Consider the following 26,453-nt stretch of genomic DNA (forward strand, 5'->3'; position numbering starts at 1 on the left):
TCCCGGCCCTGGAGACAGCGCATGCACGTCCTCGGAATCAACGCACTCTTCCACGACCCCGCCGCCGCCCTCCTCACCGACGGCCGGATCGTGGCGGCGGCGGAGGAGGAGCGGTTCTCCCGCCGCAAGCACGGCAAGCGGCCCGTGCCGTTCTCCGCCTGGGAGCTGCCCGAGCAGGCGGCCCGCTGGTGCCTGGAGCAGGCCGGCCTCACCCCGTCCGACCTGGACGCCGTCGCCTACTCCTACGACCCCGCGCTCGCCCGCCCGGCCGACGAGATGGGCCTGCACGACCCCTGGGACCACCTGCGCCGGCAGTACGCCCGCGAGGCGCCGAACTTCCTCGCCGAGGCGCTGCCCGGACTCGACCCGGCGAAAGTGCGGTTCGTCCCGCACCACGTGGCGCACGCGGCCTCCGCCGGGCCCGTCTCGCCGTACCCGGACTGCGCCGTCCTCGTCCTGGACGGCCGCGGCGAGTGCGGCTCGCACCTGGCCGGCCGCTACACCAACCGCGAACTGACCGTCCTCGGCACCCAGCGGCTGCCGGACTCCCTCGGCCTGTTCTACGAGGACCTCACCCAGCACCTCGGATTCCTGCGCAGCAGCGACGAGTTCAAGGTCATGGCGCTCGCCTCCTACGGCACCCCGCGCTTCGCCGGCCGGCTGCGCGAGTACGTCCACGCCGGCGACGACGGCGGCTTCCGGGCGCGCCCGGTGCCCTGGGCCGAACTCGTCCCGCCCCGCCCGGCCGGGGGCGCCTGGAACCAGGACCACGCCGACCTCGCGGCCAGCGCCCAGCTCTGCCTGGAGGAGACCATGCTCGGCCTCGCCCGCTGGCTGCGCGAACGCACCGGCGAGGACGCGCTGACCATGGCCGGCGGGGTCGCCCTCAACTGCGTGGCCAACACCCGGCTGTGGCGGGAGAGCGGCTTCCGGCACGTGTGGGTGCAGCCCGCCGCCGGCGACGCCGGTACGGCCCTCGGCGCGGCGGCGCACGTCGCCGGGCAGAAGGACACCCTGGAGCCGATGCCGACCACCGCCCTGGGCCGCGGCTGGAGCGATGCCGAACTGCGCGCGTGGCTGGAACGGGCGGCCGTACCGTACGAGGAGCCCGCCGACATCGCCGAGACGGCCGCCGAGGCGCTGGCCGCCGACGGGATCGTGGCCTGGTTCCAGGGACGCAGCGAGTACGGGCCGCGTGCGCTCGGACACCGGTCGCTGCTCGCCCACCCCGGCAAGGCGGAGAACCTGGAGCGGCTCAACGCGGTCAAGGGACGCGAGGAGTTCCGGCCGGTCGCGCCCATGGTGCTCGCCGAACGCGCGGCCGAGATCTTCGACGGGCCGCTGCCCAGCCCGCACATGCTGTTCGTGCACGGGGTCGCCGCCCACTGGAAGGCCCGGATCCCGGCCGTGGTGCACGTCGACGGCACGGCCCGCGTCCAGACCGTGGACCGCGCAAAGGAGCCGCTGGTGGCCCGGATGATCGAGGGCTTCGAACGGCGCACCGGGCTGCCGGTGGTGGTCAACACCAGCCTCAACACCGCCGGGCGGCCCATGGTCGACGACCCCCGGGACGCCCTGGAGTGCTTCGGCTCGGCACCCGTGGACCTGCTGGTGCTCGGCCCGTTCGCGATCCGCCGCGGGAAGGCCTTCGCATGACCGGCGCGCCCGCCTACACCGTGGTCGTCCCGACGATCGGCCGGCCCTGCCTCGCCGAGTGCCTGCGCGCGCTCGGCGCGGCCGACGGCCATCCGCCGCACGAGGTGGTCGTCGTGGACGACCGGCCCCAACCCGACGGCGACCTGCCCCTGGACACGGCCGGGCAGCTGCTCGACCGGGTGCGCACCCTGCGCACCGGCGGGAAGGGGCCGGCCGCCGCCCGCAACGCCGGCTGGCAGACCGTCCGTACGCCCTGGACGGTGTTCCTCGACGACGACGTCCAGGTGCTGCCGGACTGGTCCCGGCGGCTCGCCGACGACCTGCGCGCGGCCGGCCCCGATGTCGGCGGCGTCCAGGGGCGGTTGCTCGTCCCCCTGCCCCCGGACCGTCGGCCCACCGACTGGGAGCGCACCACCAAGGGCCTGGAGAACGCCGCCTGGGCCACCGCCGACATGGCGTACCGCACCGAGGCGCTCAAGCGGACCGGCGGCTTCGACGAACGCTTCCCACGGGCCTTCCGCGAGGACGCCGACCTCGCCCTGCGGGTGCAGCGGGCGGGCTGGGACCTGGTCCGGGGCGCACGCGTCACCCGGCACCCGGTCCGCCCCGCCCACTGGTGGGCCTCGCTGCCCGCGCAGCGCGGCAACGCCGACGACGCCCTGATGAACCGGCTGCACGGCCGGGACTGGTGGGCCCGCGCGCAGGCGCCCCGCGGCCGGCTGCCCCGCCATGTGGTGGTCACCGGGGCGGCCCTCGCCGCCGCCGGCTGCGCCCTGGCCGGGCGGCGCCGGGCCGCGGGCGCCTGCGCGGCCCTGTGGACGCTCGGCACCGCCGAGTTCGCGCTCGCCCGGATCCTGCCCGGACCGCGCACCGCCCGCGAGATCGCCGGGATGCTCGGCACGAGTGTGCTCATCCCGCCGCTCGCCGTGCGGCACTGGATGCGCGGAGTGGTCCGCCACCGGCACGCCGAGCCCCTGGGAGGTGCCCGGTGAGCAGGTTGTCCGCCGTTCTGTTCGACCGCGACGGCACCCTCGTGGTGGACGTGCCGTACAACGGCGACCCCGGCCGGGTCCGGCTGCTGCCGGGCGCCGCCGCGGCCGTCGCGCTGGCCCGGGCCCACGGCCTGGCCACCGGCGTGGTCAGCAACCAGTCCGGCATCGGCCGCGGGCTGCTCACCACCGAGCAGGTGCTCCGCGTCAACGAACGCGCCGACGAGCTGCTGGGCGGCCTGGACACCTGGGTGTTCTGCCCGCACGCCCCCGACGCCGGCTGCCCCTGCCGCAAACCCCGCCCCGGACTCGTCCACCTGGCCGCCGAGCGGCTGGGCGTACCACCTCGCGAGTGCCTGGTGATCGGCGACATCGCCGCGGACGTCCTGGCCGCCCGCGCCGCCGGCGCCCGAGGCGTCCTGGTCCCCAACGCGGCCACCGCCCCGGCCGAGGTACGACGTTTCGCCACCGAGAGCGCCCCTGACGTGCTCACGGCGGTCCGGGCGGCCCTGTTCGAGGCCGGTGCCTCGGCGGGTGGAGGCGCCTGCGGCCCGCCGAGGGCGTCGACGGCCGGGTCCCGGGGGGCCGGGGTCTCCGCGGCCCCGGCCGAGGTGCGTCGTTTCGCCACCGAGATCACGGCGGGGACCCCGGTGGGCGGATGCGCCTGCGGGCTGCCCACGGCATCCGCGGCCCGGCCGCCGGGGGCCGCCGGCTTCGCCCCGGACGCGGTGACGCCGGATGCCGTCGGATGCGTGGGGAGGTGGTCGGCGTGAGAGCGCTCGTCGTCCGTCTGGACAGCTTCGGTGACGTGCTGCTCGCCGGGCCCGCCGTGCGGGCCGTCGCCGCCGGGTCCTCGCACGTCACCCTGCTCTGCGGCCCCCGGGGCGCGGACGCGGCCCGGATGCTGCCCGGGGTGGACGAGGTGCTGGTGTGGGAGGCCCCCTGGGAGGGGTTCGACCCGCCCCCGGTCAGCCCGGCCGACATCGACGGGCTCGTCGGGCGGCTGCGCGCCGGGGCGTACGACACCGCGCTCGTCCTCACGTCGTACCACCAGAGCCCGCTGCCCACCGCCCTGCTGCTCCGGCTCGCCGGGGTCCGCCGGATCGGCGCCGACAGCGTCGACCACCCCGGCCGGCTGCTCGACGTGCGCCACCGGCGGCAGGCGGGCCGGCACGAGGCCCAGGCGGCCCTGGACACCGCCGCCGCCCTGGGTTTCCCGGCACCGCCGGGGGATGACGGCCGGCTGCGCGTGCTGCCCCCGCCGGACACCGGCCGCCTCACCGGCAACGGCCCCTACGTCGTCCTGCACCCCGGCGCCAGCGCCCCCGCCCGCGCCTGGAGCCCGCACCGCTGCGCCGAGGCGGTCGCGCTGCTCACCGACGCCGGGCACCGCGTGGTCGTCACCGGCGGCCCCGCCGAGACCGCCCTCACCCGCCGGGTCAGCGGCGGCCTGGCCGTGGACCTCGGCGGCCGGACGACCCCCCGTGCCCTCGCCGGGGTGCTGCGCATGGCCGACGTCGTGGTCAGTGCCAACACCGGCCCCGCCCACCTCGCCGCCGCCGTCGGCACCCCGGTCGTCTCGCTGTTCGCCCCCGTCGTACCGGCCGAGCGCTGGGCGCCGTACGGCGTCCCCGTCATCCTGCTCGGCGACCAGTCGGCGCCGTGCGCGGACACCCGGGCCCTCACCTGCCCGGTGCCCGGGCACCCCTGCCTGGACGAGGTCACCGGACAGGACGTGGTGCGCGCGGTGCACAAGCTCATCCAGGAGCGGCCCTCATGAACATCCTCGTCTGGCACGTGCACGGATCCTGGCTCACCGCCTTCGTGCAGGGCCCCCACACCTACCTGATCCCGGTCACCGACGACCGCGGACCCGACGGCCTCGGCCGCGCCGTGACCTGGGACTGGCCCGAGTCCGTGCGGGAACGCACCCCGAAACAGCTGTGGGACTGCGACATCGACCTGATGGTGCTGCAACGCCCGCACGAACTCGACCTGGCCCTGCGGTGGACCGGCCGACGGCCCGGCGTGGACGTGCCCGCGGTGTACGTCGAGCACAACAGCCCCGACAAGTCACCCGAGCGGCAACTCCACCCGCTGGCCAAGCAGTCGAGGATCCCCGTCGTCCACGTCACCCACTTCAACCGGCTGATGTGGGACAACGGCCAGGCCCCCACCGAGGTCGTCGAACACGGCATCATCGACCCCGGCCCGCTCTACACCGGCACCGAACGGCGCGCCGCCGTCGTGGTCAACGAGCCCGTGCGCAGGGGCCGTACCACCGGCACCGACCTGCTGCCCCGGTTCGCCCGGTCCGCACCCCTGGACGTCTTCGGGATGCGCACCGACGGACTCGCCGAACACCTCGGCCTGCCCCCCGAACGCTGCCGCACCCGCGACCTGCCGCAGCACGCACTGCACCGGGAGATGGCCCGCTGCCGGGTCTATCTGCACCCCGTGCGCTGGACCTCGCTCGGACTGTCCCTGCTGGAGGCCATGTTCCTGGGCATGCCCGTGGTCGCCCTGGACACCACGGAGGTCCGCGAGGCGATACCCGACGGCGCCGGGGTGGTCTCGAACCGCCTCGACGTCCTGGAGGACGCCGTACGGACCTTCCTCGCCGAACCCGAACAGGCCCGCCGCACCGGCGCGGCGGCCCGGGCCGCGGCCCAGGCCCGCTACGCAGAACGGCGCTTCCGCGACGACTGGGAGCGCCTGATCAAGGAGGTCACCCGATGAGCCGCATTCCGCACACGGCCGGGCGCGTCGCCATGGTCTCCGAGCACGCCAGCCCGCTGGCCGCGCTCGGCGGACCGGACGCGGGCGGCCAGAACGTGTACGTGGCGCAGACCGCCCGGCAACTCGCCAGGCAGGGATACCGGGTCACCGTGTACACCCGGCGGGACTCGGCGGGCCTGCCGGACCGGATGACCCTCATCGACGGCGTCCAGGTGGTGCACGTGCCCGCCGGACCGCCCGCACCCGTCCCCAAGGACGAACTCCTGCCCCACATGGCCGAGTTCGGCACCTTCCTGGCCCGGCAGTGGGCCGAGAGCCCGCCCGACGTGGTGCACGCCCACTTCTGGATGTCGGGCCTGGCCGCCCTGGCCGGCGCCCGCGACCTCGGCATCCCGGTCGTGCAGACCTACCACGCGCTGGGCACGGTCAAGAAGCGCTACCAGGGCGACGCCGACACCAGCCCGCCGCAGCGCCTCGCCGTCGAGGAGGCCATCGGCCACGAGTGCGCCCGGATCATCGCCACGTGCAGCGACGAGGTGGCCGAACTGAAGGCCATGGGGCTGCCCGAGGACCGGATCAGTGTCGTCCCCTGCGGCGTCGACCCCGACCAGTTCACCCCCTCCGCCCGCACCCGCCCGCCCGGCGCCCGCAGACGGCTGCTGGCCGTCGGCCGGCTCGTGCCCCGCAAGGGCTTCGACCGGGCCATCCGCGCCCTGGCCGGCGTCCCCGACGCCGAACTCCTCATCGCCGGCGGCCCCGAGGCCGACCTGCTCGGCGCCGAACCCGAGGCCGCACGCCTCTACGCCATCGCCGGCGAGTACGGCGTCGCGGACCGGGTCACCCTGCTCGGCGGGGTCGGCCGGGCCCGCATGCCCCGCCTGATGTCCAGCGCCGACCTGGTGCTGTCGCTGCCCCGCTACGAGCCCTTCGGCATCGTCCCGCTGGAGGCCATGGCCTGTGCCACGCCCGTCGTCGCCACCGCCGTCGGCGGCCAGCTCGACACCGTCGTGGACGGCACCACGGGCGTCCTGGTCCCGGCCGACGACGACCACGACCTCGGCGCGGTCGTCCGCGCCCTCCTCGCCGACCCCGACCGGCTCGCCCGGTACGGCGCCGCCGGCCGCGCCCGGGTGCTCGGCCACTACACCTGGGACCGGGTGGCCGACGGCGTGGCCGGGGTGTACGGCGCCGTGTCCTCGATCCGCTCGCTCTCGGGAGTCGTCCGATGAACACCGTCACCGACACCGCGCACTGCGACGACCTCGCCAAGGCCCTGGAGGCGTTCCGCGACCACGCCCCGCTCATCGAGCGCTGGGGCACCGAACTCGCCCGGCGACTGGCCTCCGGCGCCCGGCTGCTCGTCGCCGGCAACGGCGGCAGCGCCGCCCAGGCGCAGCACCTCACCGCCGAACTCGTCGGCCGCTACCGCGACGACCGCCCGCCGTTCTCCGCGGTCGCCCTGCACGCCGACACCTCCTCCACCACCGCGATCGCCAACGACTACGGCGTGCAGGAGGTGTTCGCCCGGCAGACCGCCGCCCACGGCCGCCCCGAAGACGTGCTCCTGCTGCTGTCCACCAGCGGCGCCAGCGCCAACCTGCTCGCCGCCGCCGACCGCGCGCACCGGCTCGGCATGACCGTGTGGGCGCTGACCGGCCGCGCCCCCAACCCGCTGCAACTCGGCGCGGACGAGACGCTGTGCGTCGACGCCCCCGTCAGCGCCACCGTGCAGGAACTCCACCTGGTCGCCGTACACATGCTCTGCGAGGCCTTCGACCAGGCGGTCGAGCGCGGCGAGAGCGGCCAACGGGCCTACGCGTGCACCAAACCGGGCGCCGACGGCAAGCCCGGAGTCGTCGGCCGGCTCGTCGGCCGGGCCCGCACGGTCGGCCGTTCCGCGGCCGGCGCGCCCGTCTCCCCGAGGAAGGGGCACACATGACCGCCGCGCCAACGCCCCTCGTCGTCGTGGGCGACGCCCTGCTCGACCACGACCTGTGCGGCCGGGCCGAACGCCTCGCCCCGGACGCGCCCGTGCCCGTCGTGCACGGCGCCCGGCGCAGCTCCCGCCCCGGCGGCGCCGCCCTCGCCGCCTGCCTCGCGGCCGCCGACGGACGCCCCGTCACCCTGGTCACCGCCCTGGGATCCGACACCGCCAGCGACACCCTGCGGGAGCTGCTGGCCGGCCGGGTCGGTCTGGTCGAGGTGCCGCTGGAGGGCACCCTCAGCAGCAAGACCCGGGTACTGGCCGGCGACCGGCCACTGCTCCGCCTCGACGACGGTGAGGGCCGCGCCCGCGAGGCGACCCGGGCGGCGGTGTCCACGATCGCGGCGGCCGACGGCGTCCTCGTCGCCGACTACGGCCGCGGCACCGCCGACGTCCTGCGGTACGCCCTGGCCCACGCGACCGCGCCCGTGGTCTGGGACCCGCACGTGCGCGGCCGGCCCCCCGTCCCCGGGGTCCGCCTGGCCACCCCCTCCGCCCAGGAGGCCCGCGCCTTCGCCCGGCGGCTGGACCAGGCCGACTCCGGCGAGGCGGCCGGCCTGCGCACCGCCGCCCGGGACGCCCGCACCCTCGTCGGAGCCTGGCAGGCCCAGGCCGTCGCGGTCACCCTCGGCGAACGCGGCGCCCTGCTCTCGCACGGCGAGACCCCGCTGCTCGTGCCCACCCCGGCCGCCGCCACCGGCGACCCCTGCGGCGCCGGCGACCGGTTCGCCGCCGCAGCCGCCGGCCTGCTCGCCGACGGCGCCCTCACCGAGGCCGCCGTCCAGGCCGCCGTACACGCCGCCACCCGGTACGTCGCCGAGGGCGGCGCCCGCGCGGTCGCCGTCCCGGACCGGCCGGAGACCGCCGAGGAACCGCCGGCCGACGGCGACACCACCGCCGACGCCGTGCGCACCGCCGCCCGGGTGCGGGCCGCCGGCGGCACCGTCGTCGCCGCGGGCGGCTGCTTCGACCTGCTGCACGCCGGGCATGTCACCCTGCTCCAGGCCGCCCGCCGGGCCGGCGACTGCCTCGTCGTGTGCGTCAACTCCGACGACTCGGTACGCCGCCGCAAGGGCGAGGGCCGCCCCCTCGTCCCGGCCGCCGACCGGGTACGGGTGCTGCGCGCCCTGGAGTGCGTGGACGCCGTCGCCGTGTTCGACGAGGACACCCCCGAACGCATCCTCGGCGAACTCCGCCCGCACATCTGGGCCAAGGGCGGCGACTACGCCCGCACCCCGCTGCCCGAACAGCCCCTGGTGGAGAGCTGGGGCGGCCAGGTCCTGCTGCTGCCCTACCTGGACGGCCGCTCCACCACCGGCCTCGCCCGGCGGGCGGCCCTGGCCCCCGCTCCGACCCGAGGACGCACCGGATGACCCGTCCCGACCGGCACCGGGACGGCCACGCGGCCACCGGGCACCCCCCGCACGTCCTGGTCCTGCGCGCGCTCGGCCTCGGCGACCTGCTGGCCGGCGTGCCCGCGCTGCGCGGTGTCCGCCGGGCCTTCCCCGGCCACCGGATCGTCCTCGCCCAGCCGCCGGGCCTCGCCGAACCCGCCCTGGCCACCGGTGCGGTGGACGCCGTGTTCCCGGCCGAGGCACCCGGCCGCGCGGTGCCGGACCTCACCCACTGGCCCGGCCCGCCCCCCGACGTGGCGATCGACCTGCACGGCAACGGCCCCGAGAGCCGCGACGCCCTGGCCGCGCTGCGCCCGCGCCGGCTGCTCGCCCATGCCGGACCGGACGGCCCGCCGTGGCAGGGGCACGCCAACGAACGCAACCGCTGGTGCGCCTTCCTGCACGCCTACGGCATCCCCGCCGACCCCCTGGACCTGCGGCTGCCCCCGCCCGCCACGCCGTCGCCGGCCCCCGGCGCGGTCGTCGTGCACCCCGGCGCGGCCTCGGGTTCCCGCCGCTGGCCGGGGGAGCGGTACGCCGCCGTCGTACGGTGCCTGCGCGCCACCGGGCACCGCGTGGTCCTCACCGGCGGCCCCGGAGAGGACGCCCTGGTCCGCTCCGTCGCCGAACGCAGCGGCCAGCGCGGCGGCGACGTCCTGGCCGGCGGCCTGCCGTTCGGGCGGCTGTCCGCGCTGGTCGCCGGGGCGTCCCTGGTGCTGAGCGGCGACACCGGCCTCGCCCACCTCGCGGTGGCCCACGGCACCCGCTCCGTCACCCTGTTCGGGCCGGTCTCCCCGCGCCTGTGGGGGCCGCCGCCCGGCCCCCGCCACCTCGCCCTGTGGAAACCGGGCCCGCCCGGCGACCCGCACGGCCGCACCCCCGACGCCCGCCTGCTCCGCCTCGGCACCGGCGAGGTCGCCGCGGCCTGCCTGATCCTGCTGCGGGATGTCCGCGGCCGGCGGCACACCGGACCGGAGGTGGCGCATGCCCACTGACCGCACCGGAGGCGGGGCATGCGGGGCACGTCCACTGAGCACGCCCCGGGCCGTGTCCGCCGGCCCACGGCACCGGGCGATGTCCCCCGCGCCGGGCGATCCCCGTGTCACCGTGGCCGTCAGTCCGCTGTCCGCGGGACCGGAGGTGGGGCATGTCCACTGAACACGCCCCGGGCCGCGCCCGCCGGCCCACCGCGCCGGGCGATCCCCGTGTCACCGTCGCCGTCATCACCCGGGACCGCAGCGCCAGCCTGCTGCGCACCCTGGACGCGCTGGCCGCCCTGCCCGAGCGGCCGCCGGTCATCGTGGTCGACAACTCCCGCGACGACACCACCTGCCGGGCCGTGGCCGGCCACCCCGCGCTCACCCGGCTGCTGCGGCCCGCCGCAAACACCGGCGCCCTCGGCCGGAACCTGGCCGTCCGGCACGCCCGCACCCCCTACGTCGCGTTCAGCGACGACGACTCCTGGTGGGAGCCCGGCAGCCTCGCCCGGGCCGCGGACCTCCTCGACCGGCACCCCCGGCTCGGCCTGCTCGCCGCCCGCACCCTGGTCGGCGAGCAGGCCGCCGAGGACCCCCTCAACGCCGTACTCGCCACCTCCCCGCTGCGCCCCGAACCCGACCTGCCCGGCCGGCCGGTGCTCGGCTTCCTCGGCTGCGCCTGCGTGGTCCGCCGGGAGGCCTTCCTGAGCGCCGGCGGCTACCACCCGCTGCTCTTCTTCGGCGGCGAGGAGACCCTGCTCGCCTACGACCTCGCCGCCGCCGGCTGGGGCGTCGCCTACGAGCCCTCGCTGCGTGCCTGCCACCACCCCGAGGACCACGGCCGCACCGGCCGTTCCTTCCTCGTGAGGCGCAACCACGTGCTCACCACCTGCCTGCGCCGCCCCTGGCCGGTCGCCCTGCGCGCCTTCGCCGCCCTCGCGCTGGCCGCCGCGGCCGGCCGGCCAGGCGCGCGCCGCGCCCTGAGGGAGACCGTGGCCCGGTTCCCGGCCGCCGTCGCCCGTCGCCGGACCCTGCCCCCGCACGTCGAGGACGCCGCCCGCCTGCTCGACCGGGAGGCGTCCGCGCGCCCGGCGGAAGGCGTCCCCCGATGACCGGGCTCGCCCGCGAGGCCCGCGCCAGGACCGGCCCCGACGACCGGACGACCGTCGTCCTCATCACCCACAACCGCCGCGCCGAACTCCTGCGCACCCTCGCCCTGCTGCGTCGGCTGCCCGAACGCCCGCACGTCATCGTCACCGACAACGCCTCCACCGACGGCACCGCCGAGGCCGTGGCCCGCGACTTCCCCGAGATGACCCTGCTGCGCCCCGGCCGCAACCTCGGCGCGATCGGCCGCAACCTGGCCGTCCAGCGGGTGCGCACGCCCTACGTCGCCTTCTGCGACGACGACACCTGGTGGGAGCCCGGCAGCCTGCGCCGGGCCGCCGACCTGCTGGACGCCCGGCCCCGGCTCGCGGCCGTCACCGCCCGCATCCTCGTGGAACCGCAGGGCACCGAGGACCCGGTCGTGCGCGAACTGCGCGATTCCCCGCTGTCCGGCCCCGACTGGCTCCCCGGTCCCGCCCTCGGCTCCTTCCTCGCCGCCGCCACCGTGCTGCGCACCGAGGCCTTCCGCGCCGCGGGCGGCTTCCACCCCGGCCTGTGGCTCGGCGGCGAGGAGGAACTGCTCGCCTGCGACCTGCAGCGCCAGGGCTGGTGGCTCGCCTACGCCGAGGAGGTCACCGTCCACCACCACGCCTCACGGCTGCGCGACAGCACGGCACGCCGGGTCCTCGGACTGCGCAACACCCTGTGGTTCACCTGGCTGCGCCGCCCGCTGCTGCCGGCGTTGCGCCGCACCGGGCACCTCCTCCGGACCGTGCCCCGGGACGCGGCCTCCGCACGCGCGTTCGCCCGCGCCACCGCCGGACTGCCCTGGGTGCTGCGCCAGCGCGACCCGGTACCGCCGGAGCTGGAGCGCCGGCTCGCCACCCTGGAGCGGGCCCGCAGGAACTCACCCGCACGGCGGTACGTCGGCTGACCGCGAGCGCGCCACGACACGCCCGGGGACGTCGTTGCATCCGGGATCCGGGCGGGGGCACAGTGAGCTCCCGGTCAGGAAGCGGCCGGCCGATTCCGTCCGCCCCGCCCAGGAAGCGCGTGCCCCCATGGAAACCGGTCCGCCGTCCCCTGCCCGCGTCCGCCCCGGCGGCCCCGCCCCGCTGCTCCTGCAGACCGTCCACGAGCACCGCACCGGGCTCGGCGGCATCAGCGTCCTGAAGGCCCGGGGCACCGTCGACACCGCCAACGCCCGGCAGTTCTGCGAAGCCCTCGCCGAGCACGTCGCACACTCCGACCAGGCCGGGGAGCGCCCGCTGCTGGACCTGACCGAGGTGTACCTCGCCGGGGCCGACGCGGTGCGCTCCTTGGGCCGGGCGACCGGGTTCCTCGCCGGCTCCGGCCGCGCGCTGCCCGTCGTACAGCCCAGGCCGCATGTGCGCCAGGCGCTGGCCGCGGCCGGTCTGCCGGGGATCCGGGTGCACGCCTCCCTGGCGGGAGCACTGGACGACCTGACGGCCGGTGGACCGGCCGACGGCCGGGGATAGCCGCCCGCGCGGTCCGCCGCGGTTGAGGGGCGCGGGCCTTGCGTGCAAGGTGGTGCCAAGGTCGGGAAGAGGCCGGTCGACAACTGCGGCACGTCCAGTCTGGGTGATGCGATGAAACCTTCTGCCGGCCGCCCGGCCGCACCGGCTCCCCTCGTCATCGAGTCCTCCGTGGTCGAGGGGCTGCCCGCCGAAGGCGCCCTGCTGCTGCGCATGTCGGGAAGCCTCGACGCGCACGGCGCCGAGGTTTGGTCGCGGGAGCTGCGCGGTCACCTGGCACAGGCCGACCGCGCCGGACTGCGCCCCGTGCTGGACATGGCGCACGTCCAGCTGGGCGGCGCCGCCGTGCTGCGCACGCTCAGCGACGCCACCCGGGCCCGCGCCGGACGCCCCGACCTGATCATCGTCCGCGCCCGGCCCGGCGTCCGCGAGGCGGTGCACCTGGCCCGGCTGGACGGCGTCCGGCTCTACGCCACCCTCGACGAGGCGCTGCGCGAGCTGGCCCGCGCCGCCTCCCGGGTGGAGGAGCTGCCCGCCTGGCACTCCCCGATGGCGGACCCGCTGCGGCCCTCGTACGAGGACCTGCACAAGGAGGTACGCGCGCTGCGGGCGAGGGTGCGCACCGCGCCGGTGATCGGCATGGCGCAGGGCACGCTCATGGTCCGCTACGGCCTGCCGGACTCCGGCAGCGCCTTCCGGGCCCTGCGCGAGGCCTCGCAGCGGTTCAACGTGCCGCTCCGGGTCCTGGTCTCGGCCGTCGTGGTGGCCCGCCCCCCGGACGGCGAGGTGTGGTTCCCCGGCCGCCGCCCCCTGCCGGTGCCCCAGCTGCGGATCCTGGGCCGCGACGGCCGGGACCCCCGCTACCGGCGGCAGATGATCGACGCCGTGCTGCGCGAGGCGCTGGCCATCGGCCAGGCACCGGCCGGGTACGTGCAGTTGGTGGACCCGGCCGTGCACACCCTGATGCTGGAGACCCACCACGGCTGTCCGGAAACACTCCTGGACTCCCTTGTGCGCGGCCGTGGCGACGGCACGGCCGACGCGGCGGCCCGGCTGCGGGGCCGCCAGGTGAGCGTGCCCGACGTCACCGCCGACCCGCAGCTCTCCGACGAGTGCCGGCACGCCCTGCTGGCCGCCGGGGCCCGCGCCGTGCGGAGCGTCCCGGTGCTCTCCTCCGCCGGCTCGTGCACCGGCGTAATCACCCTGCACTGGCCCGACGCCGGCCACCGGCCGACCGCCGCGCAGGCCGAGGCGTTCGCCCTGCTGGCCGCGGACACCTCGGCGTGGCTGAGCTGGTATCACCGCACGGTGCTGCTCGACGCCCTCGAACACCTCCACCGGGCGCTGACCCACCCCGGCGCCTGAGCCGTCCGCGGGCGGTGTGCGTCACCCGCGCGGCCCTGGGAACCCGGACAGCGCACGGAAAGAGGCACGACCGGAGGGAGTCCGGCGCATGACCAATCCGCAGCAGCCCGAACAGCGGCGCGGCACCAAGGGCGGCGCCACCCCGCAGGACGTCGGCGAACTCAAGGCCCGCCAGCGCGCCGCCCGCGAAGCGGCCGGCCACCCGCACGGCACGGACAAGGGCGCCAAGGGCGGCGGAGAGGGCGGCGAAGTCCCCCCGCCCCAGCACCCCGACCACCCATGACCCCGCCCCACCCCCACCCCCGAACGGCCCGCGGCGGGCCGTTCGGCATGTCCGGCACCTGGCGGGTTGGGTCGTCCATGTCCGGCACCTTGCGGCTCGGGCCGGGCGTACGGGGCCGGGCGACGGCGGGCGGGGGCCGGGGGAACGCAAGGAGTTGGGCAGGGTTCGTGAGGCAGGGCAGGGCGTCCGCGGTCGCGCGCTGGGCATGACGTGCGGGTTGAGCGTCCTTGCCGGGCCCGGGCGTGCGTCCATCCGGCCTGGTCGGGCCAGAAAGTCCGGACCGAGCGGGACGCCCGAGGTCATACGGGGCGTCCCAGGCCAAGGCGCGCCCCGGCCCCGGACCGGGTGTCCGAGGTCCGGCGGGATGCCCGGGGCAGGACAGCACGCCCGGCGCCGGCCAGGCGTTACGCTCCGGGTATGCGGATCTCCGTCTCCTCCGACATGGACGAACCCGTGGCCCGACTCCTGGTCGCGGAGTTGCGCCGGCGGGGCCACGACGTGCGGGAGCACGGGGCCCTGCGAGCCGGTGCCGACGCGCAGTGGGCGGTCTGCTCCGAGGCCGCCGCCCGGGAGGTGGCCGAGGGCACGGCCGAGCAGGCGGTGGTGTGCTGCTGGACCGGCACCGGCGCGTCCATCGCGGCCAACAAGGTGCCGGGCGTGCGCGCGGCGCTGTGCACGGACGCCGTCACGGCCGACGGTGCGCGCCGCTGGAACGACGCCAACGTCCTCGCGCTCAGCCTCCGGCTGACCTCCGCACCCGTGCTCGAGGAGATCCTCGACGCCTGGTTCCGGGCCGAGCCCAGCCAGGATCCGGAGGACCGGCAGAACGTGGCCCGCGTCGGCCGCCTGGACGCCGCCCGGGCCACGTCCTAGGGGTCAGTGGGCGCCGAGACCGCCACCGCCGAAGGAACCGCTGGAGCCCTTGCTCCAGCGCGGGCGGTCCTGCGACTCGCTCGGCCTGCTGTCCATGTTGCTCAGCTCGTACGGGGTGAGCGGGCGGTCGCCCTTGGCGATCCGGGGGATCTCCGCCGACTCCCGGTTCTGCCGGATCTCGCGCACCGGACCCTCCGGCGGCAGGTGGGGCTGTTCTTCGGGGCGCGGGCGCGGGGACTCGTTGGACCTGACGCGTGAGGTCATCCAGAAGCCGCCGGCGAGCAACGCGAGCACGCCCACGGCCACGATGAACAGGAAGAGGCTCATCAGACCGCTCGCCGCGGCCAGCTGCATCGATGCGGTGTCCATAGAACAGGGATACCCCTCCTGAATCGGATGAACCGGGACATTAAGGGTTCCGATGGGCTCCGTGTGTGGCCGGTTCGCGGTGTTTGCCGCCGCCCGGCCCGGCTACCCGCACGGCGTGACACCCCCGACTTCGCAGCAGCAGCTCTACCGGTTCCTGGAGGACCGTTTCACCTGCGCCCAGGCGTGCACCGAGTGCGCCCGGGCCTGCGCCGTCCGTGCGAGCCTCGTCGACCCGGACGGCACCGAGCGTCAGGAGCGCGTGCGCCGGCTGGGCGTCATGTGCGCCGAGGTGTGCGACGCGACCTGCCGGGTGCTGTGCGAGGAGGGCCGGCAGGACGAGGAGACCATCCGGGCCAGGCTCGACTGGTGCCGCTCGGTGTGCGTCGAGTGCGCCGGCGCCTTCGACGAGCACCCTGGCGCCGAATCGGCCGCGGCCGCCTGCCGGGCCTGCGCCGCCGCCTGCGCCGACTTCCTGGAGACCCTCAAGTGAGGGACCGTACCCGAATCGGCCCCGGCCCCGGCATTCCCAATTTCTGAAACACGTTCTACGGTGTGCGCCGTCAGGACCGCCCTTGGGGAGCCTGGAGGCGCCGTGCACCTCGACCACACGCCCGAGCAGCAGCGGCTGCGCACCGAGCTGCGCGCCTACTTCGCCGAGCTGGTTCCGGACAACGCCTACGCGCGCTACGCCGACCCCGCCGCGCAGAAGCGGTTCTACCGCGACACCATCCGCCGCCTCGGCACGGACGGCTGGCTCGGCGTCGGCTGGCCCGAGGAGTACGGCGGGCGCGGGATGACGGCGATGGAGCAGTTCATCTTCTTCGACGAGGCCGCGCAGGCCGGCGTACCCCTGCCGCTGATGGCGCTGAACACGGTCGGGCCGACGATCATGCGGTACGGCACCGACGAGCAGAAGGCGTACTTCCTGCCCCGCATCCTCTCCGGCGAGATCGACTTCGCGATCGGCTACAGCGAGCCCGGCGCCGGCACCGACCTCGCCTCGCTCAGGACCCGTGCCGTACGCGACGGCGACACCTACGTCGTCAACGGGCAGAAGATCTGGACCACCAACGGCGACACCGCCGACTGGGTGTGGCTGGCCGTGCGCACCGACCCCGCCGCACCGCCGCACAAGGGCATCACCATGCTGCTGGTGCCGACCTCCGACCCCGGCTACTCCTGCACCCTCATCCGCACCCTCGCCTCCCACGACACCACCGCCAGCTACTACGAGAACGTCCGCGTCCCCGTCTCCCGCCGCGTCGGCGCCGAGAACGAGGGCTGGCGGCTGATCACCAACCAGCTCAACCACGAGCGCGTCACCCTCGCCGCCCACGGCACCATGGCGATCCGTGCCCTGCACGACGTGCAGCGCTGGGCGCGGGAGACCAAGCTCGCCGACGGACGGCGGGTCGCCGACCTGCCCTGGGTGCGCCGGCTGCTGGCCCGCACACACACCCGGCTCGACGCGCTGAAACTCCTCAACCGGCAGATGGTCTCGGCCGTCCAGGACGGCACGCTCACCCCGCAGGACGCCTCCGCGGTCAAGGTCTACGGCTCCGAGGCCCGCCGGGACGCCTACGCCTGGCTCATGGAGATCGTCGCCGCGGCCGGCCCCCTGAAGGAGGGCTCGGCGAGCGCCGTCCTGCACGGCGAACTGGAGCGCGGCTACCGCTCGGCGGTCATCTTCACCTTCGGCGGCGGCAACAACGAGATCCAGCGCGAGATCATCTCCTGGATCGGCCTGGGGATGCCGAGGGTGCGGCGCTAGCCTTCTGCGACTACAGGCTCTAGTTGTCACAAACCGGGGATAGTTGGCAGCAAGATCACCGATGTGTCCTCAGGGTAATACAGCGGATGTTCCTGGGCGCTGCTCCAGGGACGGAAGAGCGCGTGCGGAGGTGATGTCCTGCGGGTGCTCACACGCCAGCGACTGGTTGAGTCAGTGTCCACCGCACATCGTCAGGCACCTGGTCCGCACCCCGGTACTTCAGGACGTGTGTGCGCTTCAGATGTTCAAGGGCGTTGTGGAGCGCATGCCGTAGTCGACCCTGCAGTCGATGTCAACTGGCTGAACCTTTTCACCGCACACTGGGCGGATCTCCCGCAACTCACACGCACGCGTGCGCTCGCCGCGGCTCAGCGCCCAGAGCTGACGTCCATCCCCGCCCTGCGGGACAACCTGGTGAATCGTCTGCTGGAAAGCGAGGAGGCCGAGCCGTGGCACTACGCAACTCAGATGTGGCCGCTGGCCTCCCCGGACCAGCAGAGCAGCCTGCTGGCATACGCCGGCACGCGTTGCCCTGTGCTCGGAGAGTACGCCGCCCATGCTGACGCGGTGTCCTCCGGTCACGCGCCCGCACCGTCCGCGTGGCCGGGCGCGTATCCAGGGCACACGTGAAGACATGAGGTTGACCAGCGGACCTGACGGCCGCACCAGGCGGACCGAATCCTGGCTGCGCTACGGGGCGGCCACGGTTGCCGTGGCGGCTGCGGCCGTGGCCGGTGCCAAGGCCGTCGAACCGCAGAGCACCTGGTACAAAGCCCTGCGCAAGCCGCCGTGGCAACCGCCGTCCTGGGCGTTCGGGGTTGTGTGGACGCCGCTGTACGCCACGATCGCCTACGCCACCGGGCACGCGCTCGGAACGACCACGACCCCTCGGCAGCGGAACCGGCTCATCAGCAGTCTGGCCGTGAATCTGACGCTCAACGCGGGATGGAACTGGCTGTTCTTCGCTCGAAGGAGCCCCACGGCGGCACTGGCCGACGCCGTCCTGCTCGGTCTCAGCAACGCTCAGGTCATCAGCCGGGTCGTCCGCACCGACAGAACCGCGGCGTGTGTCCTGGCCCCCTATGCCGCCTGGTGCGCCTTCGCGGCCGCGCTGAACGCCTCGATCGTCAGGCTGAACCGGGAACAGTTGAACTCCGAGCGCTGATGGTAGGCCCGGCTGTCAGAACCTGCGGAATGGTCGTCGTACGCGGAGCTCGCTTGGCCCTGCGGCTCGTGCAAGCCGATCCCTTACCGGTTTGTGGCCGGGAGGTGCAGGCGTCCGTCGTGGACTTCGGCGATCTGGTCGACGGCGGTGAGGTGAGTGCGGTCGTGCGTGACCAGGATCGTGGCGGTGGCCTGTTGGTGGGTGAGGCGGGCGATGAGGTCGAGGACGGCACCGCCGCGTTCGCGGTCGAGGGCGCTGGTGGGTTCGTCGACCAGAAGGACCGTGGGGTCGTTCATCAGGGCGCGGGCGATGTTGACGCGTTGGCGCTGGCCGCCGGACAGCTGGTGGGGGCGGCGGCCGGCCTGGTCGGCGAGACCGACTGCGTCGAGGAGTCCCATCGCGCGGTCGCGTGCGATGCGGGGTTTGCGGCCGTCGATCTCGGTCATGACCTGGAGTTGTTCGGCGGCGGTGAGGGAGGGCAGCAGGTTGGGCTGCTGGAAGACGATGCCGATCTTGTGCCGGCGTAGTTCGGTGAGTTCGCCGCGGGTGAGACCGGTGGTGCGCTGGCCGTCGATGGTGACGGTGCCGGTGTCGGGGGTGATCAGGGTGGCGGCGACCGCGAGGAGGCTGGACTTGCCGGAGCCGGACGGGCCCACCACGGCGGTCAGGGTGCCCTGGGGGACCTCCAGGCTGACCTGGTCGAGGGCGGTGAGGCGGGTATCGCCGTCGGGGTAGGTGAGGGTGATGTCGGTCAGGGTCAGGCTCATCGAACACTCCCCAGGGCGGTCAGCGGATCGACGGAGGTGATGCGGTGAATGGACAGGGCGGCGCCGAGCGCGCCGAGGAGGATGATCACGACGGCTGGGATCAGGACGGTGGCGGGAGTGAGGAGAAACGGCACGGCACTCCCGGCCACGAGTGCGCCCAGGGCTGCGGCGATGCCGGTGCCGATGAGTGTGCCGCCGACGAGCAGGACGACTGCCTGACCGAGGGCGTCTTTGAGCAGATGGGCAGTGGAGGCGCCCAGGGCCTTGAGGACGGCGACGTCGCCGCTGCGCTGGATGGTCCAGACGGTGAAGAAGGCGCCGATGACGAGGGCGGAGATGACGAAGAGGAAGCCGCGCATCAGCTGCAGGGAGCCGTTCTCGGAGGTGTAGGAGCCGATCGCGGACAGCGAGTCGTCGGTGGAGACCGTCTTGGTGCCGGCCTGATGGTCGGTGGCGGCCGTATCGACGCTGGAGGTGGTGCTCAGGGCGATGACGGTCGCGGTCGGGCCGCCGTCGGTGCTGGTGGGCGGCGCGGTCTTCTGCCAGGTGTCCAGGCTGGTCCAGATCACCGGGGTGTGGCTGTAGCGGGCATCGCCCGCGACGGCGGCCACCTCCAGCTGCCGTCCCGCCAGGGTCAGGACGTCGCCGGCTTCGACGCCGAGGTCGGCGGCGGCTGCGGTGGACAGCACCACCGAGCTGCCGGTGATCTTGTCGCTGTCCGGGGCGAGGCGGGAACCGGGCTTGACGCCGAAGGCCGAGACCCCGGTGCTTCTGTCACCCGCGGTGGCCTTGGTCGTGGTGATCCCCAGCGGTTCGGCGCTTTCGACACCGGGCGCCTTTGACCACTTCTTCCATTGCTGTTCGGTGACGGTGGAGTTGGAGTACGACAGGTCTTGCCCGCCGCTGGGAGCCTGGAAGACGATCTTGTCGGCGGGCAGGGACGTGATCGCGGAGATGTTCTGCTGGCCCAGTCCGGCCGTCAGCCCGGACAGCAGCCCGACCAGCAGGGTGATCAGTACGATGACGGTCCCCATCAGGGCGAAGCGCCCCTTGGCGAATCTCAGGTCTCTCCAGGCGACAAACACGGCCGTGGCCTGTCCTTTCCGTCCGGCGGTTGAAGCAGCTATGACTCCACCCTCGCCGCCGGCCCCCTGCGTGCGCGTCTGGCGCAGGAGGGCACTTGGCGGTCCGAAAGACGGCACGCGGGTTCTAACTTTTGATGGAGGCCCTTCCGGCGCCGGCTTTCGTAACCTGGGACGCACTGTGAACCTTGCCGCCCCTGCCCTGACCCCGACCACCCGGGCCCTGGCCTGGTGTCTGCACCTGCTGGCCATCGGCCTGCTCGCCCTGGCCGCCGGCCGGGCCGTGACCGGCGAGCGGCCCCATGCTGGATGGATCATCGCCACGGCAGCGGCGTGCGGCCTGGCGTATGCGGCCGGCCCTGTGCTGCCTGGCGTACATCGCTCACGGCGGGCCGCCGCGCTGTGGCTGGCCGCCGTAGCGGCCTGCTGGCTGGTGCTGCTGGCTTTCACCCCCGACGCCGTGTGGGTGGCCTTCCCGTTGTACTTCCTCCAGTTGCACCTGCTGCCCCGCCGCGCCGGACTGATCGCGGTGGCCACCACGGCGGCGGCAGCCATCGCGGGCTTCGCCGCCCACCAGCACTCCTTCAGCCCCGCCATGGCCATCGGCCCCGCCCTCGGCGCCGCCGTCGCCGTCGCCGTGGTGTGGGGATATCAGGCCCTGTACCGGGAGAGCGAACACCGCCGACGGCTCATCGAGGAACTCACCGCCACCCGCGCCGACCTGGCCGCCGCCCAGCACACCGCCGGCGTGCTCGCCGAACGCGACCGCCTGGCCCGCGAAATCCACGACACCCTCGCCCAGGGCCTCTCCAGCATCCAGCTGTTGCTGCGCGCCGCCGACCGCGCCCTGCCCCGCGCCCCGGAGAACGCGGCCCGCTACGTCGGCCAGGCACGGCAGGCCGCCGTCGACAACCTCGCCGAAGCCCGCCGCTTCGTCGCCGCCCTCACCCCGCCCACCCTGGACGGCACCACCCTGGCCGGCGCCCTGGAACGCCTGTGCACCACCACCTCCGCCCGGCACCGGATCACCGCACACTTCCAGCTCACCGGCACCCCCACCCAGCTCACCACCGCACACGAGGTCGCGCTGCTGCGCATCGCCCAGTCCGCCCTGGCGAACACCGTCCAGCACGCCGAAGCCACCACCGCCGACGTCACCCTCGGCTACCTCGGCGACCATGTCGCCCTCGACATCGAGGACGACGGTTGCGGCTTCGACGCCGTCCGGCTGCCCGCCCCCGACCCCGAGACCGGCGGCTTCGGGCTGGCCGCCATGCGCGCCCGCGCCCAGGCCCTCGGCGGCACCCTCACCATCAAATCCACCCCCGGCCACGGCACCGCCCTGGCCGCCCGTCTGCCCCTCACTCCGCCAGCCGACACCAAGCCCAAGGCCCATCCGTGACCGACGACACCCCCATCCGCCTGCTCCTGGCCGACGACCACCCCGTCGTGCGGGCCGGGCTGCGCGCCGTGCTGGAAACCGAACCCGGCCTCGTCGTCATGGCCGAAGCCGCCACCGCCGAGGACGCCGTCACCCGTGCCGCCGAAGGCGACATCGACGTCGTCCTGATGGACCTGCAGTTCGGCAAGGGCATGGGCGGCGCAGAGGCCACCGCCCAGATCACCGCCCGCCCGGGAGCCCCCCGCGTGCTGATCGTCACTACCTACGACTCCGACGCCGACACCCTGCCCGCCATCGAAGCCGGCGCCACCGGCTACCTCCTCAAAGACGCCCCGCCCGAGGACCTGGCCGCAGCCGTACGTACCGCAGCCGCCGGCCGCACCACACTCGCACCCACCGTCGCCGACCGGCTGATGAACCGCCTGCGTACCCCCGGCACCGCCCTGACTCGGCGCGAGACCGAAGTCCTCACCCTGGTCGCCGGCGGACTGTCCAACCAGGCCATCGGTGCACGCCTCTACCTCACCGAAGGCACCGTCAAGTCCCACCTGGCCCGCATCTACGCGAAACTCGACGTCGACTCCCGCACCGCCGCCGTCGCCGCAGCCACCGACCTCGGCCTCATCCGGCGTTGAGCCGGGTGCCCACCACACCCGGAGCCGTCCGTGATCACTGGCCCCTGATACGGGTGGAGATTTCGGCGCCGTAGGCCGAGCTGAAGCCCCTGGCTTCGGCGTCCCGGTTGTCGGCCGTGGCCAAACACATCTACCCAGGGTTCATCAGCTCGCGGGCGCGAGGTCAGGCCTGACGTGAGGAGCGGTCCGGGGCGATGTCCGGCACGACGAGGGAGCAGGTTTCCCCGGGCGCGATCGTCACCGCCCGATCGGCCAGCATCACGCGAATCGGCGACTCGTCCGAGTCCGGCACGCTGATCTCCAGCTGCCCGCTCCGGCGGCGTACGCCGACGCCCCAGTGGCCGCGGTAGTGCACCGTGAACCCGTACTCGGAGAGAGCGGGAAGAGGCACCGGGTTCAGCCACAGGGCGTCCTCCCGGGTCTCCAGCCCCGTCAGGCCACGCTGAACCAGGTCCAGCGTCCCGGCCATGGCCCCGAGGTGGATGCCTTCCCCTGTGGTGCCGCCCTGGATGTCGGCGATGTCGGCCTCCAGGGCCTCGTGGACGTACTGCCACGCCTCGGCCCGTCTGGCTCTGGCGAGGACCAGGCCGTGGACGAGTTCGCTGAGCGTGGATCCGTGGCTGGTGCGCTGCAGGTAGTAGTCGACGGTCCTGCGCCAGAGGTCGTCGTCCAGGTCGTACCCGAGACGCCGGAACACAGCCCGCAGTTCCGAGGGCGAGAAGAGGTAGCCGAGCATCAGGACGTCCGCCTGCTTGGACGCCTTGTAGCGGTTCACCGAGTCGCCCTCGGCCTCCAGGATCCGGTCCAGCCGGCGGATGGTCCGGTAGCGCGCACGGTAGGCGTCCCAGTCCAGCTCCGCGAGGTCGTCGTAGCCCTCGAACTGGCTGATGACCCCCTGGTGGAACGGCACTCGCAAGCGGCGGGAGACCTCCTCCCACTTGGGCAGCTCGTCGGTGTTCAGCCGGAGCCGGTCGAACAGTTCCTCGCGGCGCCACGAGGGAAGGCGCCGCACGAGTTCCAGGGTGCGGGTGAGGACCCAGGTGGCGGTGACGTTGGTGTAGGCGTTGTCGTCCAGTCCCGGCAGGGCGGCCCCGGGGTAGCCGTCGTGGTACTCGTCGGGGCCGACGACCCCGCGGATCCGGTAGCGGTCCGTGTCGGGGTCGTGGATGGCGAGGTCCGCCCAGAAGCGGGCGATCTGCAGCAGCATCTCCGCGCCCCTGGTGTGGAGGTACTCGGTGTCGCCGGTTGCCTCGCAGTACTGCCAGACGTTGTAGGCGATCGCCGAGCCCACGTGGTGCTGGAGGTGGGAGTGGTCGGGCAGCCAGCGGCCCGAGGCGGGGTTCAGATGCCATTCCTGGGATTCCTCGCGGCCGTCGCTGCCGCTCTGCCACGGGTACATCGCCCCGGACCCTCCGGTCGCGGACGCGGCTCGGCAGGCCCGCGTGAGGCGCCGACAGCGGTAGTTCAGCAGGGACCGGGAGACTTCCGGGAAGTGCAGGTTGAGGTACGGGAGAACGAACAGCTCGTCCCAGAAGACGTGACCCCGGTACGCCTCCCCGTGCAGGCCCCGGGCGGGAACTCCCACGTCCAGGTCCGCGGTGTGGGGCGACAGCGTCTGCAGTACGTGGAAGAGGTGGAAGCGCAGGATGCGGCCGGCTTCGCCGGGTACCTGGATGTCCGCGCGCCGCCACAGCCGTTCCCACGCGGCACCATGGGAGTCCAGAAGGGCGGGGAAGCCCGCCGCTGTGGTCACCCGGTCGACCGCTTCGCCGAGCGGGTCACTGATCGCCGTGTCCCGCGAGGTGTGGAGCGCCACGGTCTTGTCCACCGTGACGCGTAGACCCGGCGAGACAGGAATCATCAGACGGTGGACCGCGCGTCGGCGGGACGGACGAAGCGCCGACGAGGCCGGAGCCCCGCCGGCGTTGATCCTCGTCCGGGCGGCCAGGGCGACGGAGAGGTCCGACGTGCTGGTCCGGCAGGTCAGCCAGACCGTGTGGGGTTCGTGGGCGCCGGTGCGCACGTGGGTGACATGGTGGCGGTTGAGGGCGCGGTACCGGTGCACGTTGCCGTTGATCACCTCGCCGTCGATCGAGCTTTCGACCTCGATCTCACCTGACCAGTCCTCGGCCGTGATGACCGTGCGCAGGGCTGCCAGGTGCGGATCCTCCATGTGCACCAAGCGGATCTGTTCGACCCTGAGCACGCCCCCGTTGTCCAACCGGTAACGGGAGGCCCGGGTGAGCGTGCCGCGGCGCAGGTCCAGGGTGTGCCTGTGGTCCAGGAGGGTGTGCGTGCCGGGGAAGAGCCACGGGCCCCACGCTCCGGTGGCTCGGCGCAGACGGAATCGGACAAGCAGCCAGTTCGGGAGGTTGACCAGATCCTCGTTCACCACCTGCCGCCCCGCCACGGTGGACTCCAGTCGGTTGTAGCAGCCGGCCACATAGGTCGCCGGGTAGTGCAGCAGTCCGGCGCGGCGCTCGGGCAGCGCGCCCCGGGTGGCGAAGTAGCCGTTTCCGAGCGTGCAGAGCGATTCACGCAGCTGCTCGGCGGTGGGGTCGTAGCCCGTCCATGCCCATGTCCACTCCGACATCCGCCACCCTTCCCTCTCCTCCCGAGGCTCTGGAAGCTCAGGTATGCGCGGCGTGTCTCAGACCGGTTGCGGAACGATGGCGACCGGGCAGTCCGAGTGGTGCAGGAGGGTGTGGGCCACCCTCCCGAGCTGCAGTCCGAAGTGTCCGTGTCGTCGCTGGGCGCCGACGACGATCATGTCGGCCTCGGCCGACGCTGATAGGAGAATCCGGTGGGCGGGGCCTTCGAGCGGCTGACGTCGGACATCGACCCGGGGGCGCTCTCGTGAAGCCTCACGCAGTGCGTCGTCGAGGACGGTGGCAGCCCGCTCCTCGCGCAGCCTGGCAGCGTCGTCGGCGATCAGCATGTGGTCCACGGGTTCCTGCGACGGAGTGCGCCAGGCCCGTACGGCCGTCAGGGCGCAGCCTCGCACCTCGGCCTCGCGGACGGCGAACCGTACCGCCGCCGCGCTGCCGGCCGCGTCACCGACGCCTACGACGATGTGGCCAAGGGCTCCCCGGCGGCTGGGTTCCGCGCCTCGGACCACGACGACCGGGCAGACGGCGCGTGCCGCAACCGCGAGGCTTACGGACCCCAGGAGCATCCCGGCGATCTCGCCTCGCCCGCGTGAGCCCGTGACCAGAGCGAACGCCTCGGGGCCCGCCCGCAGCAGCGCGGACACGGCGTCCTCGGCCAGTGCCTCACCCGAGACCTTCAGCTCGGGGTGGCGGCGGCGGGCCCGTTCCATGCAGGAGGCGACGATGTGCTCGGCCATGACCTCCTCGGCCGGGCGGTGCGTACTGAAGGACGGCTGGGCTCCCTCGTACATCTCCCAGAGGGAGGCATGGACGAGGTGAAGGGGCAGCCCGTGCCGTACCGCCTCGTCCACGGCCCAGTCGACCGCCGTCAGACTGGAGTCCGATCCGTCGACACCCACGACCAGTGGGAGGTCCATCGCCGTCACCGCCTTTGCCGCCCGGTGGCCGAGAGCCCCCTGTGAATACCGTCGCACTGCCTGCTCGGCGCCGCGACACGCCACCAGGCGGACTGGTCGGTCCCCGGCCGGTTTGCGGCGTGTGCGCCGGCCGTGATGCTGGAGGCGTGGCCGAGCCAACCACCTCCGGAACCCTTCGAGGACTCAGGACATGCCTGTCGCCGTACCGCACATCGTGAGCGATGTGATGACCGCGCCCGCTGTCGCCGTCGGGCGCGACGCGCACTTCAAGGAGATCGTGCAGGTCATGGACGAGTGCCACGTGAGTGCCGTGCCGGTCGTCAGTGGCGAGGGGAAGGTCGTCGGCGCCGTGTCCGAGGCCGATCTGCTGCCCAAGGAGGAATTCCGGAACCGCGAGCCGACCCGCTCCGAGCGGATCCGACGCCGGTCCGACCTGACCAAGGCGGAGGGCATGACCGCCGGGGAGGTGATGAGCACGCCCGCCGTCACGGTCCGGCCGGACGACACCCTCGCCCAGGCGGCTCGCCTGATGGCCGTGCACCACGTCAAGCGCCTGCCGGTGGTCGACGACGCGGATCGGCTGTGCGGGGTCGTCAGCCGTGGCGACCTGCTGAAGGTGTTCCTGCGGTCCGACGAGGACATCGAGGAGGAGGTCCGCCGCACGGTGGTGTCCTACCTGTTTCCCCTGCACGCTCACGCCATCCACGTGTCCGTGCGGGACGGGATCGTCACGCTCCGCGGGCCCGTCCACGACACTTCGCTCATCTGGGTCGCCGAGCGCCTCGTCCGCGGGCTGGAGGGCGTGGTGGGTGTCGAGCCGCTACTGGGTGGAGAGGAACCGAGCCCGGTCGGCCCCTGCCCGGCGGAATGACC

Annotated in this window: 26 protein-coding genes; 21 read left to right on the plus strand and 5 right to left on the minus strand. The window is 74.2% G+C overall.

What is annotated here, in order from left to right; translation table 11 throughout:
- Window positions 1-21 precede the first annotated feature (21 nt).
- From ACZ3ZD_RS08210 to ACZ3ZD_RS08280, 15 genes are all read left to right on the plus strand, one after another.
- Window positions 22-1,656: a carbamoyltransferase family protein gene (locus ACZ3ZD_RS08210; RefSeq protein WP_467394837.1), complete on the plus strand. Its 1,635-nt coding sequence runs from the start codon at window positions 22-24 to the stop codon at window positions 1,654-1,656.
- Window positions 1,653-2,648 carry a glycosyltransferase family 2 protein gene (locus ACZ3ZD_RS08215; RefSeq protein ID WP_467394839.1) on the plus strand — a complete coding sequence of 332 codons (996 nt, stop codon included), beginning with the start codon at window positions 1,653-1,655 and terminating at the stop codon, window positions 2,646-2,648. The genes ACZ3ZD_RS08210 and ACZ3ZD_RS08215 overlap by 4 nt, the downstream gene beginning before the upstream one ends.
- Window positions 2,645-3,418 (plus strand): HAD-IIIA family hydrolase, encoded by a 774-nt coding sequence (locus ACZ3ZD_RS08220; protein WP_467394840.1) that lies wholly within the window; start codon window positions 2,645-2,647, stop codon window positions 3,416-3,418. Before ACZ3ZD_RS08215 ends, ACZ3ZD_RS08220 begins: the two co-directional genes overlap by 4 nt.
- On the plus strand, window positions 3,415-4,425 hold the full coding sequence (locus tag ACZ3ZD_RS08225; RefSeq protein WP_467394842.1) for a glycosyltransferase family 9 protein: 1,011 nt from the start codon (window positions 3,415-3,417) through the stop codon (window positions 4,423-4,425). The genes ACZ3ZD_RS08220 and ACZ3ZD_RS08225 overlap by 4 nt, the downstream gene beginning before the upstream one ends.
- Entirely contained in the window at window positions 4,422-5,384 is a 963-nt protein-coding gene (locus ACZ3ZD_RS08230) for a glycosyltransferase (protein ID WP_467394844.1), read from the plus strand. The genes ACZ3ZD_RS08225 and ACZ3ZD_RS08230 overlap by 4 nt, the downstream gene beginning before the upstream one ends.
- Window positions 5,381-6,613 carry a glycosyltransferase gene (locus ACZ3ZD_RS08235; RefSeq protein WP_467394846.1) on the plus strand — a complete coding sequence of 411 codons (1,233 nt, stop codon included), beginning with the start codon at window positions 5,381-5,383 and terminating at the stop codon, window positions 6,611-6,613. The genes ACZ3ZD_RS08230 and ACZ3ZD_RS08235 overlap by 4 nt, the downstream gene beginning before the upstream one ends.
- The gene (locus ACZ3ZD_RS08240; RefSeq protein WP_467394848.1) at window positions 6,610-7,323 is read left to right on the plus strand and encodes a D-sedoheptulose-7-phosphate isomerase; all 714 of its coding nucleotides are present in this window, start codon (window positions 6,610-6,612) and stop codon (window positions 7,321-7,323) included. The genes ACZ3ZD_RS08235 and ACZ3ZD_RS08240 overlap by 4 nt, the downstream gene beginning before the upstream one ends.
- On the plus strand, window positions 7,320-8,741 hold the full coding sequence (locus ACZ3ZD_RS08245) for a PfkB family carbohydrate kinase (RefSeq protein ID WP_467394850.1): 1,422 nt from the start codon (window positions 7,320-7,322) through the stop codon (window positions 8,739-8,741). Before ACZ3ZD_RS08240 ends, ACZ3ZD_RS08245 begins: the two co-directional genes overlap by 4 nt.
- On the plus strand, window positions 8,738-9,757 hold the full coding sequence (locus ACZ3ZD_RS08250) for a glycosyltransferase family 9 protein (protein ID WP_467394852.1): 1,020 nt from the start codon (window positions 8,738-8,740) through the stop codon (window positions 9,755-9,757). Before ACZ3ZD_RS08245 ends, ACZ3ZD_RS08250 begins: the two co-directional genes overlap by 4 nt.
- Before the next feature lie 152 nt (window positions 9,758-9,909).
- Window positions 9,910-10,851, plus strand: coding sequence for a glycosyltransferase family 2 protein (locus tag ACZ3ZD_RS08255; RefSeq protein WP_467394854.1), 942 nt, complete (start codon window positions 9,910-9,912; stop codon window positions 10,849-10,851).
- A complete protein-coding gene (locus tag ACZ3ZD_RS08260; RefSeq protein WP_467394856.1) occupies window positions 10,848-11,780 on the plus strand; it encodes a glycosyltransferase family 2 protein in 933 nt (310 codons plus the stop codon). Before ACZ3ZD_RS08255 ends, ACZ3ZD_RS08260 begins: the two co-directional genes overlap by 4 nt.
- A gap of 127 nt (window positions 11,781-11,907) precedes the next feature.
- Entirely contained in the window at window positions 11,908-12,345 is a 438-nt protein-coding gene (locus ACZ3ZD_RS08265; RefSeq protein ID WP_467394858.1) for an STAS domain-containing protein, read from the plus strand.
- Window positions 12,346-12,456: 111 nt separating this feature from the next.
- Window positions 12,457-13,707, plus strand: coding sequence for an ANTAR domain-containing protein (locus ACZ3ZD_RS08270; protein ID WP_467394859.1), 1,251 nt, complete (start codon window positions 12,457-12,459; stop codon window positions 13,705-13,707).
- A gap of 88 nt (window positions 13,708-13,795) precedes the next feature.
- Entirely contained in the window at window positions 13,796-13,990 is a 195-nt protein-coding gene (locus tag ACZ3ZD_RS08275; protein ID WP_467394861.1) for a hypothetical protein, read from the plus strand.
- A 417-nt stretch (window positions 13,991-14,407) separates the two neighbouring features.
- Window positions 14,408-14,863 carry an RpiB/LacA/LacB family sugar-phosphate isomerase gene (locus ACZ3ZD_RS08280; protein ID WP_467394863.1) on the plus strand — a complete coding sequence of 152 codons (456 nt, stop codon included), beginning with the start codon at window positions 14,408-14,410 and terminating at the stop codon, window positions 14,861-14,863.
- 3 nt (window positions 14,864-14,866) lie between these two features.
- On the opposite strand, the gene ACZ3ZD_RS08285 is transcribed toward ACZ3ZD_RS08280, so the two are convergent.
- Window positions 14,867-15,232 carry a DUF6479 family protein gene (locus tag ACZ3ZD_RS08285; RefSeq protein ID WP_467394865.1) on the minus strand — a complete coding sequence of 122 codons (366 nt, stop codon included), beginning with the start codon at window positions 15,230-15,232 and terminating at the stop codon, window positions 14,867-14,869.
- 115 nt (window positions 15,233-15,347) lie between these two features.
- Here ACZ3ZD_RS08285 and ACZ3ZD_RS08290 point away from each other — a divergent pair, with 115 nt between their 5' ends.
- From ACZ3ZD_RS08290 to ACZ3ZD_RS08300, 3 genes are all read left to right on the plus strand, one after another.
- The gene (locus tag ACZ3ZD_RS08290; protein ID WP_467394867.1) at window positions 15,348-15,722 is read left to right on the plus strand and encodes a four-helix bundle copper-binding protein; all 375 of its coding nucleotides are present in this window, start codon (window positions 15,348-15,350) and stop codon (window positions 15,720-15,722) included.
- Window positions 15,723-15,824: 102 nt separating this feature from the next.
- On the plus strand, window positions 15,825-17,003 hold the full coding sequence (locus ACZ3ZD_RS08295; RefSeq protein ID WP_467394869.1) for an acyl-CoA dehydrogenase family protein: 1,179 nt from the start codon (window positions 15,825-15,827) through the stop codon (window positions 17,001-17,003).
- Window positions 17,004-17,637: 634 nt separating this feature from the next.
- Window positions 17,638-18,168 carry a TspO/MBR family protein gene (locus tag ACZ3ZD_RS08300; protein ID WP_467394871.1) on the plus strand — a complete coding sequence of 177 codons (531 nt, stop codon included), beginning with the start codon at window positions 17,638-17,640 and terminating at the stop codon, window positions 18,166-18,168.
- An 83-nt stretch (window positions 18,169-18,251) separates the two neighbouring features.
- On the opposite strand, the gene ACZ3ZD_RS08305 is transcribed toward ACZ3ZD_RS08300, so the two are convergent.
- Together ACZ3ZD_RS08305 and ACZ3ZD_RS08310 are read right to left on the minus strand one after the other, a co-directional pair.
- The gene (locus ACZ3ZD_RS08305) at window positions 18,252-18,935 is read right to left on the minus strand and encodes an ABC transporter ATP-binding protein (protein ID WP_467394873.1); all 684 of its coding nucleotides are present in this window, start codon (window positions 18,933-18,935) and stop codon (window positions 18,252-18,254) included.
- The gene (locus ACZ3ZD_RS08310; RefSeq protein WP_467394875.1) at window positions 18,932-20,020 is read right to left on the minus strand and encodes an ABC transporter permease; all 1,089 of its coding nucleotides are present in this window, start codon (window positions 20,018-20,020) and stop codon (window positions 18,932-18,934) included. Before ACZ3ZD_RS08310 ends, ACZ3ZD_RS08305 begins: the two co-directional genes overlap by 4 nt.
- Window positions 20,021-20,198: 178 nt before the next feature.
- Between ACZ3ZD_RS08310 and ACZ3ZD_RS08315 the strand changes: the two genes are divergently transcribed.
- Both ACZ3ZD_RS08315 and ACZ3ZD_RS08320 read left to right on the plus strand, forming a co-directional pair.
- A complete protein-coding gene (locus ACZ3ZD_RS08315; protein ID WP_467394877.1) occupies window positions 20,199-21,419 on the plus strand; it encodes a sensor histidine kinase in 1,221 nt (406 codons plus the stop codon).
- The gene (locus ACZ3ZD_RS08320; protein WP_356157456.1) at window positions 21,416-22,054 is read left to right on the plus strand and encodes a response regulator transcription factor; all 639 of its coding nucleotides are present in this window, start codon (window positions 21,416-21,418) and stop codon (window positions 22,052-22,054) included. The genes ACZ3ZD_RS08315 and ACZ3ZD_RS08320 overlap by 4 nt, the downstream gene beginning before the upstream one ends.
- A 163-nt stretch (window positions 22,055-22,217) precedes the next feature.
- Here ACZ3ZD_RS08320 and ACZ3ZD_RS08325 read toward each other — a convergent pair whose 3' ends face one another.
- Window positions 22,218-24,647: a glycoside hydrolase family 65 protein gene (locus tag ACZ3ZD_RS08325; protein WP_467394880.1), complete on the minus strand. Its 2,430-nt coding sequence runs from the start codon at window positions 24,645-24,647 to the stop codon at window positions 22,218-22,220.
- Window positions 24,648-24,704: 57 nt separating this feature from the next.
- Entirely contained in the window at window positions 24,705-25,580 is an 876-nt protein-coding gene (locus ACZ3ZD_RS08330) for a universal stress protein (protein ID WP_467394881.1), read from the minus strand.
- Window positions 25,581-25,770: 190 nt separating this feature from the next.
- Between ACZ3ZD_RS08330 and ACZ3ZD_RS08335 the strand changes: the two genes are divergently transcribed.
- A complete protein-coding gene (locus ACZ3ZD_RS08335) occupies window positions 25,771-26,451 on the plus strand; it encodes a CBS domain-containing protein (protein ID WP_467394883.1) in 681 nt (226 codons plus the stop codon).
- The last annotated feature ends 2 nt before the right edge of the window (window positions 26,452-26,453 follow it).

The organism is Streptomyces sp. NPDC023481, from assembly GCF_055560195.1.

What these genes read in the sequence shown, in the direction of transcription:
- ACZ3ZD_RS08210 (WP_467394837.1), top strand. Translation starts at nt 22, where the DNA reads ATGCACGTCCTCGGAATCAACGCACTCTTCCACGACCCCGCCGCCGCC.
- ACZ3ZD_RS08215 (WP_467394839.1), top strand. Translation starts at nt 1,653, where the DNA reads ATGACCGGCGCGCCCGCCTACACCGTGGTCGTCCCGACGATCGGCCGG.
- ACZ3ZD_RS08230 (WP_467394844.1), top strand. Translation starts at nt 4,422, where the DNA reads ATGAACATCCTCGTCTGGCACGTGCACGGATCCTGGCTCACCGCCTTC.
- ACZ3ZD_RS08235 (WP_467394846.1), top strand. Translation starts at nt 5,381, where the DNA reads ATGAGCCGCATTCCGCACACGGCCGGGCGCGTCGCCATGGTCTCCGAG.
- ACZ3ZD_RS08240 (WP_467394848.1), top strand. Translation starts at nt 6,610, where the DNA reads ATGAACACCGTCACCGACACCGCGCACTGCGACGACCTCGCCAAGGCC.
- ACZ3ZD_RS08245 (WP_467394850.1), top strand. Translation starts at nt 7,320, where the DNA reads ATGACCGCCGCGCCAACGCCCCTCGTCGTCGTGGGCGACGCCCTGCTC.
- ACZ3ZD_RS08250 (WP_467394852.1), top strand. Translation starts at nt 8,738, where the DNA reads ATGACCCGTCCCGACCGGCACCGGGACGGCCACGCGGCCACCGGGCAC.
- ACZ3ZD_RS08255 (WP_467394854.1), top strand. Translation starts at nt 9,910, where the DNA reads ATGTCCACTGAACACGCCCCGGGCCGCGCCCGCCGGCCCACCGCGCCG.
- ACZ3ZD_RS08260 (WP_467394856.1), top strand. Translation starts at nt 10,848, where the DNA reads ATGACCGGGCTCGCCCGCGAGGCCCGCGCCAGGACCGGCCCCGACGAC.
- ACZ3ZD_RS08265 (WP_467394858.1), top strand. Translation starts at nt 11,908, where the DNA reads ATGGAAACCGGTCCGCCGTCCCCTGCCCGCGTCCGCCCCGGCGGCCCC.
- ACZ3ZD_RS08270 (WP_467394859.1), top strand. Translation starts at nt 12,457, where the DNA reads ATGAAACCTTCTGCCGGCCGCCCGGCCGCACCGGCTCCCCTCGTCATC.
- ACZ3ZD_RS08275 (WP_467394861.1), top strand. Translation starts at nt 13,796, where the DNA reads ATGACCAATCCGCAGCAGCCCGAACAGCGGCGCGGCACCAAGGGCGGC.
- ACZ3ZD_RS08280 (WP_467394863.1), top strand. Translation starts at nt 14,408, where the DNA reads ATGCGGATCTCCGTCTCCTCCGACATGGACGAACCCGTGGCCCGACTC.
- ACZ3ZD_RS08285 (WP_467394865.1), bottom strand. Translation starts at nt 15,232, where the DNA reads ATGGACACCGCATCGATGCAGCTGGCCGCGGCGAGCGGTCTGATGAGC.
- ACZ3ZD_RS08300 (WP_467394871.1), top strand. Translation starts at nt 17,638, where the DNA reads ATGAGGTTGACCAGCGGACCTGACGGCCGCACCAGGCGGACCGAATCC.
- ACZ3ZD_RS08305 (WP_467394873.1), bottom strand. Translation starts at nt 18,935, where the DNA reads ATGAGCCTGACCCTGACCGACATCACCCTCACCTACCCCGACGGCGAT.
- ACZ3ZD_RS08325 (WP_467394880.1), bottom strand. Translation starts at nt 24,647, where the DNA reads ATGTCGGAGTGGACATGGGCATGGACGGGCTACGACCCCACCGCCGAG.
- ACZ3ZD_RS08330 (WP_467394881.1), bottom strand. Translation starts at nt 25,580, where the DNA reads ATGGACCTCCCACTGGTCGTGGGTGTCGACGGATCGGACTCCAGTCTG.
- ACZ3ZD_RS08335 (WP_467394883.1), top strand. Translation starts at nt 25,771, where the DNA reads ATGCCTGTCGCCGTACCGCACATCGTGAGCGATGTGATGACCGCGCCC.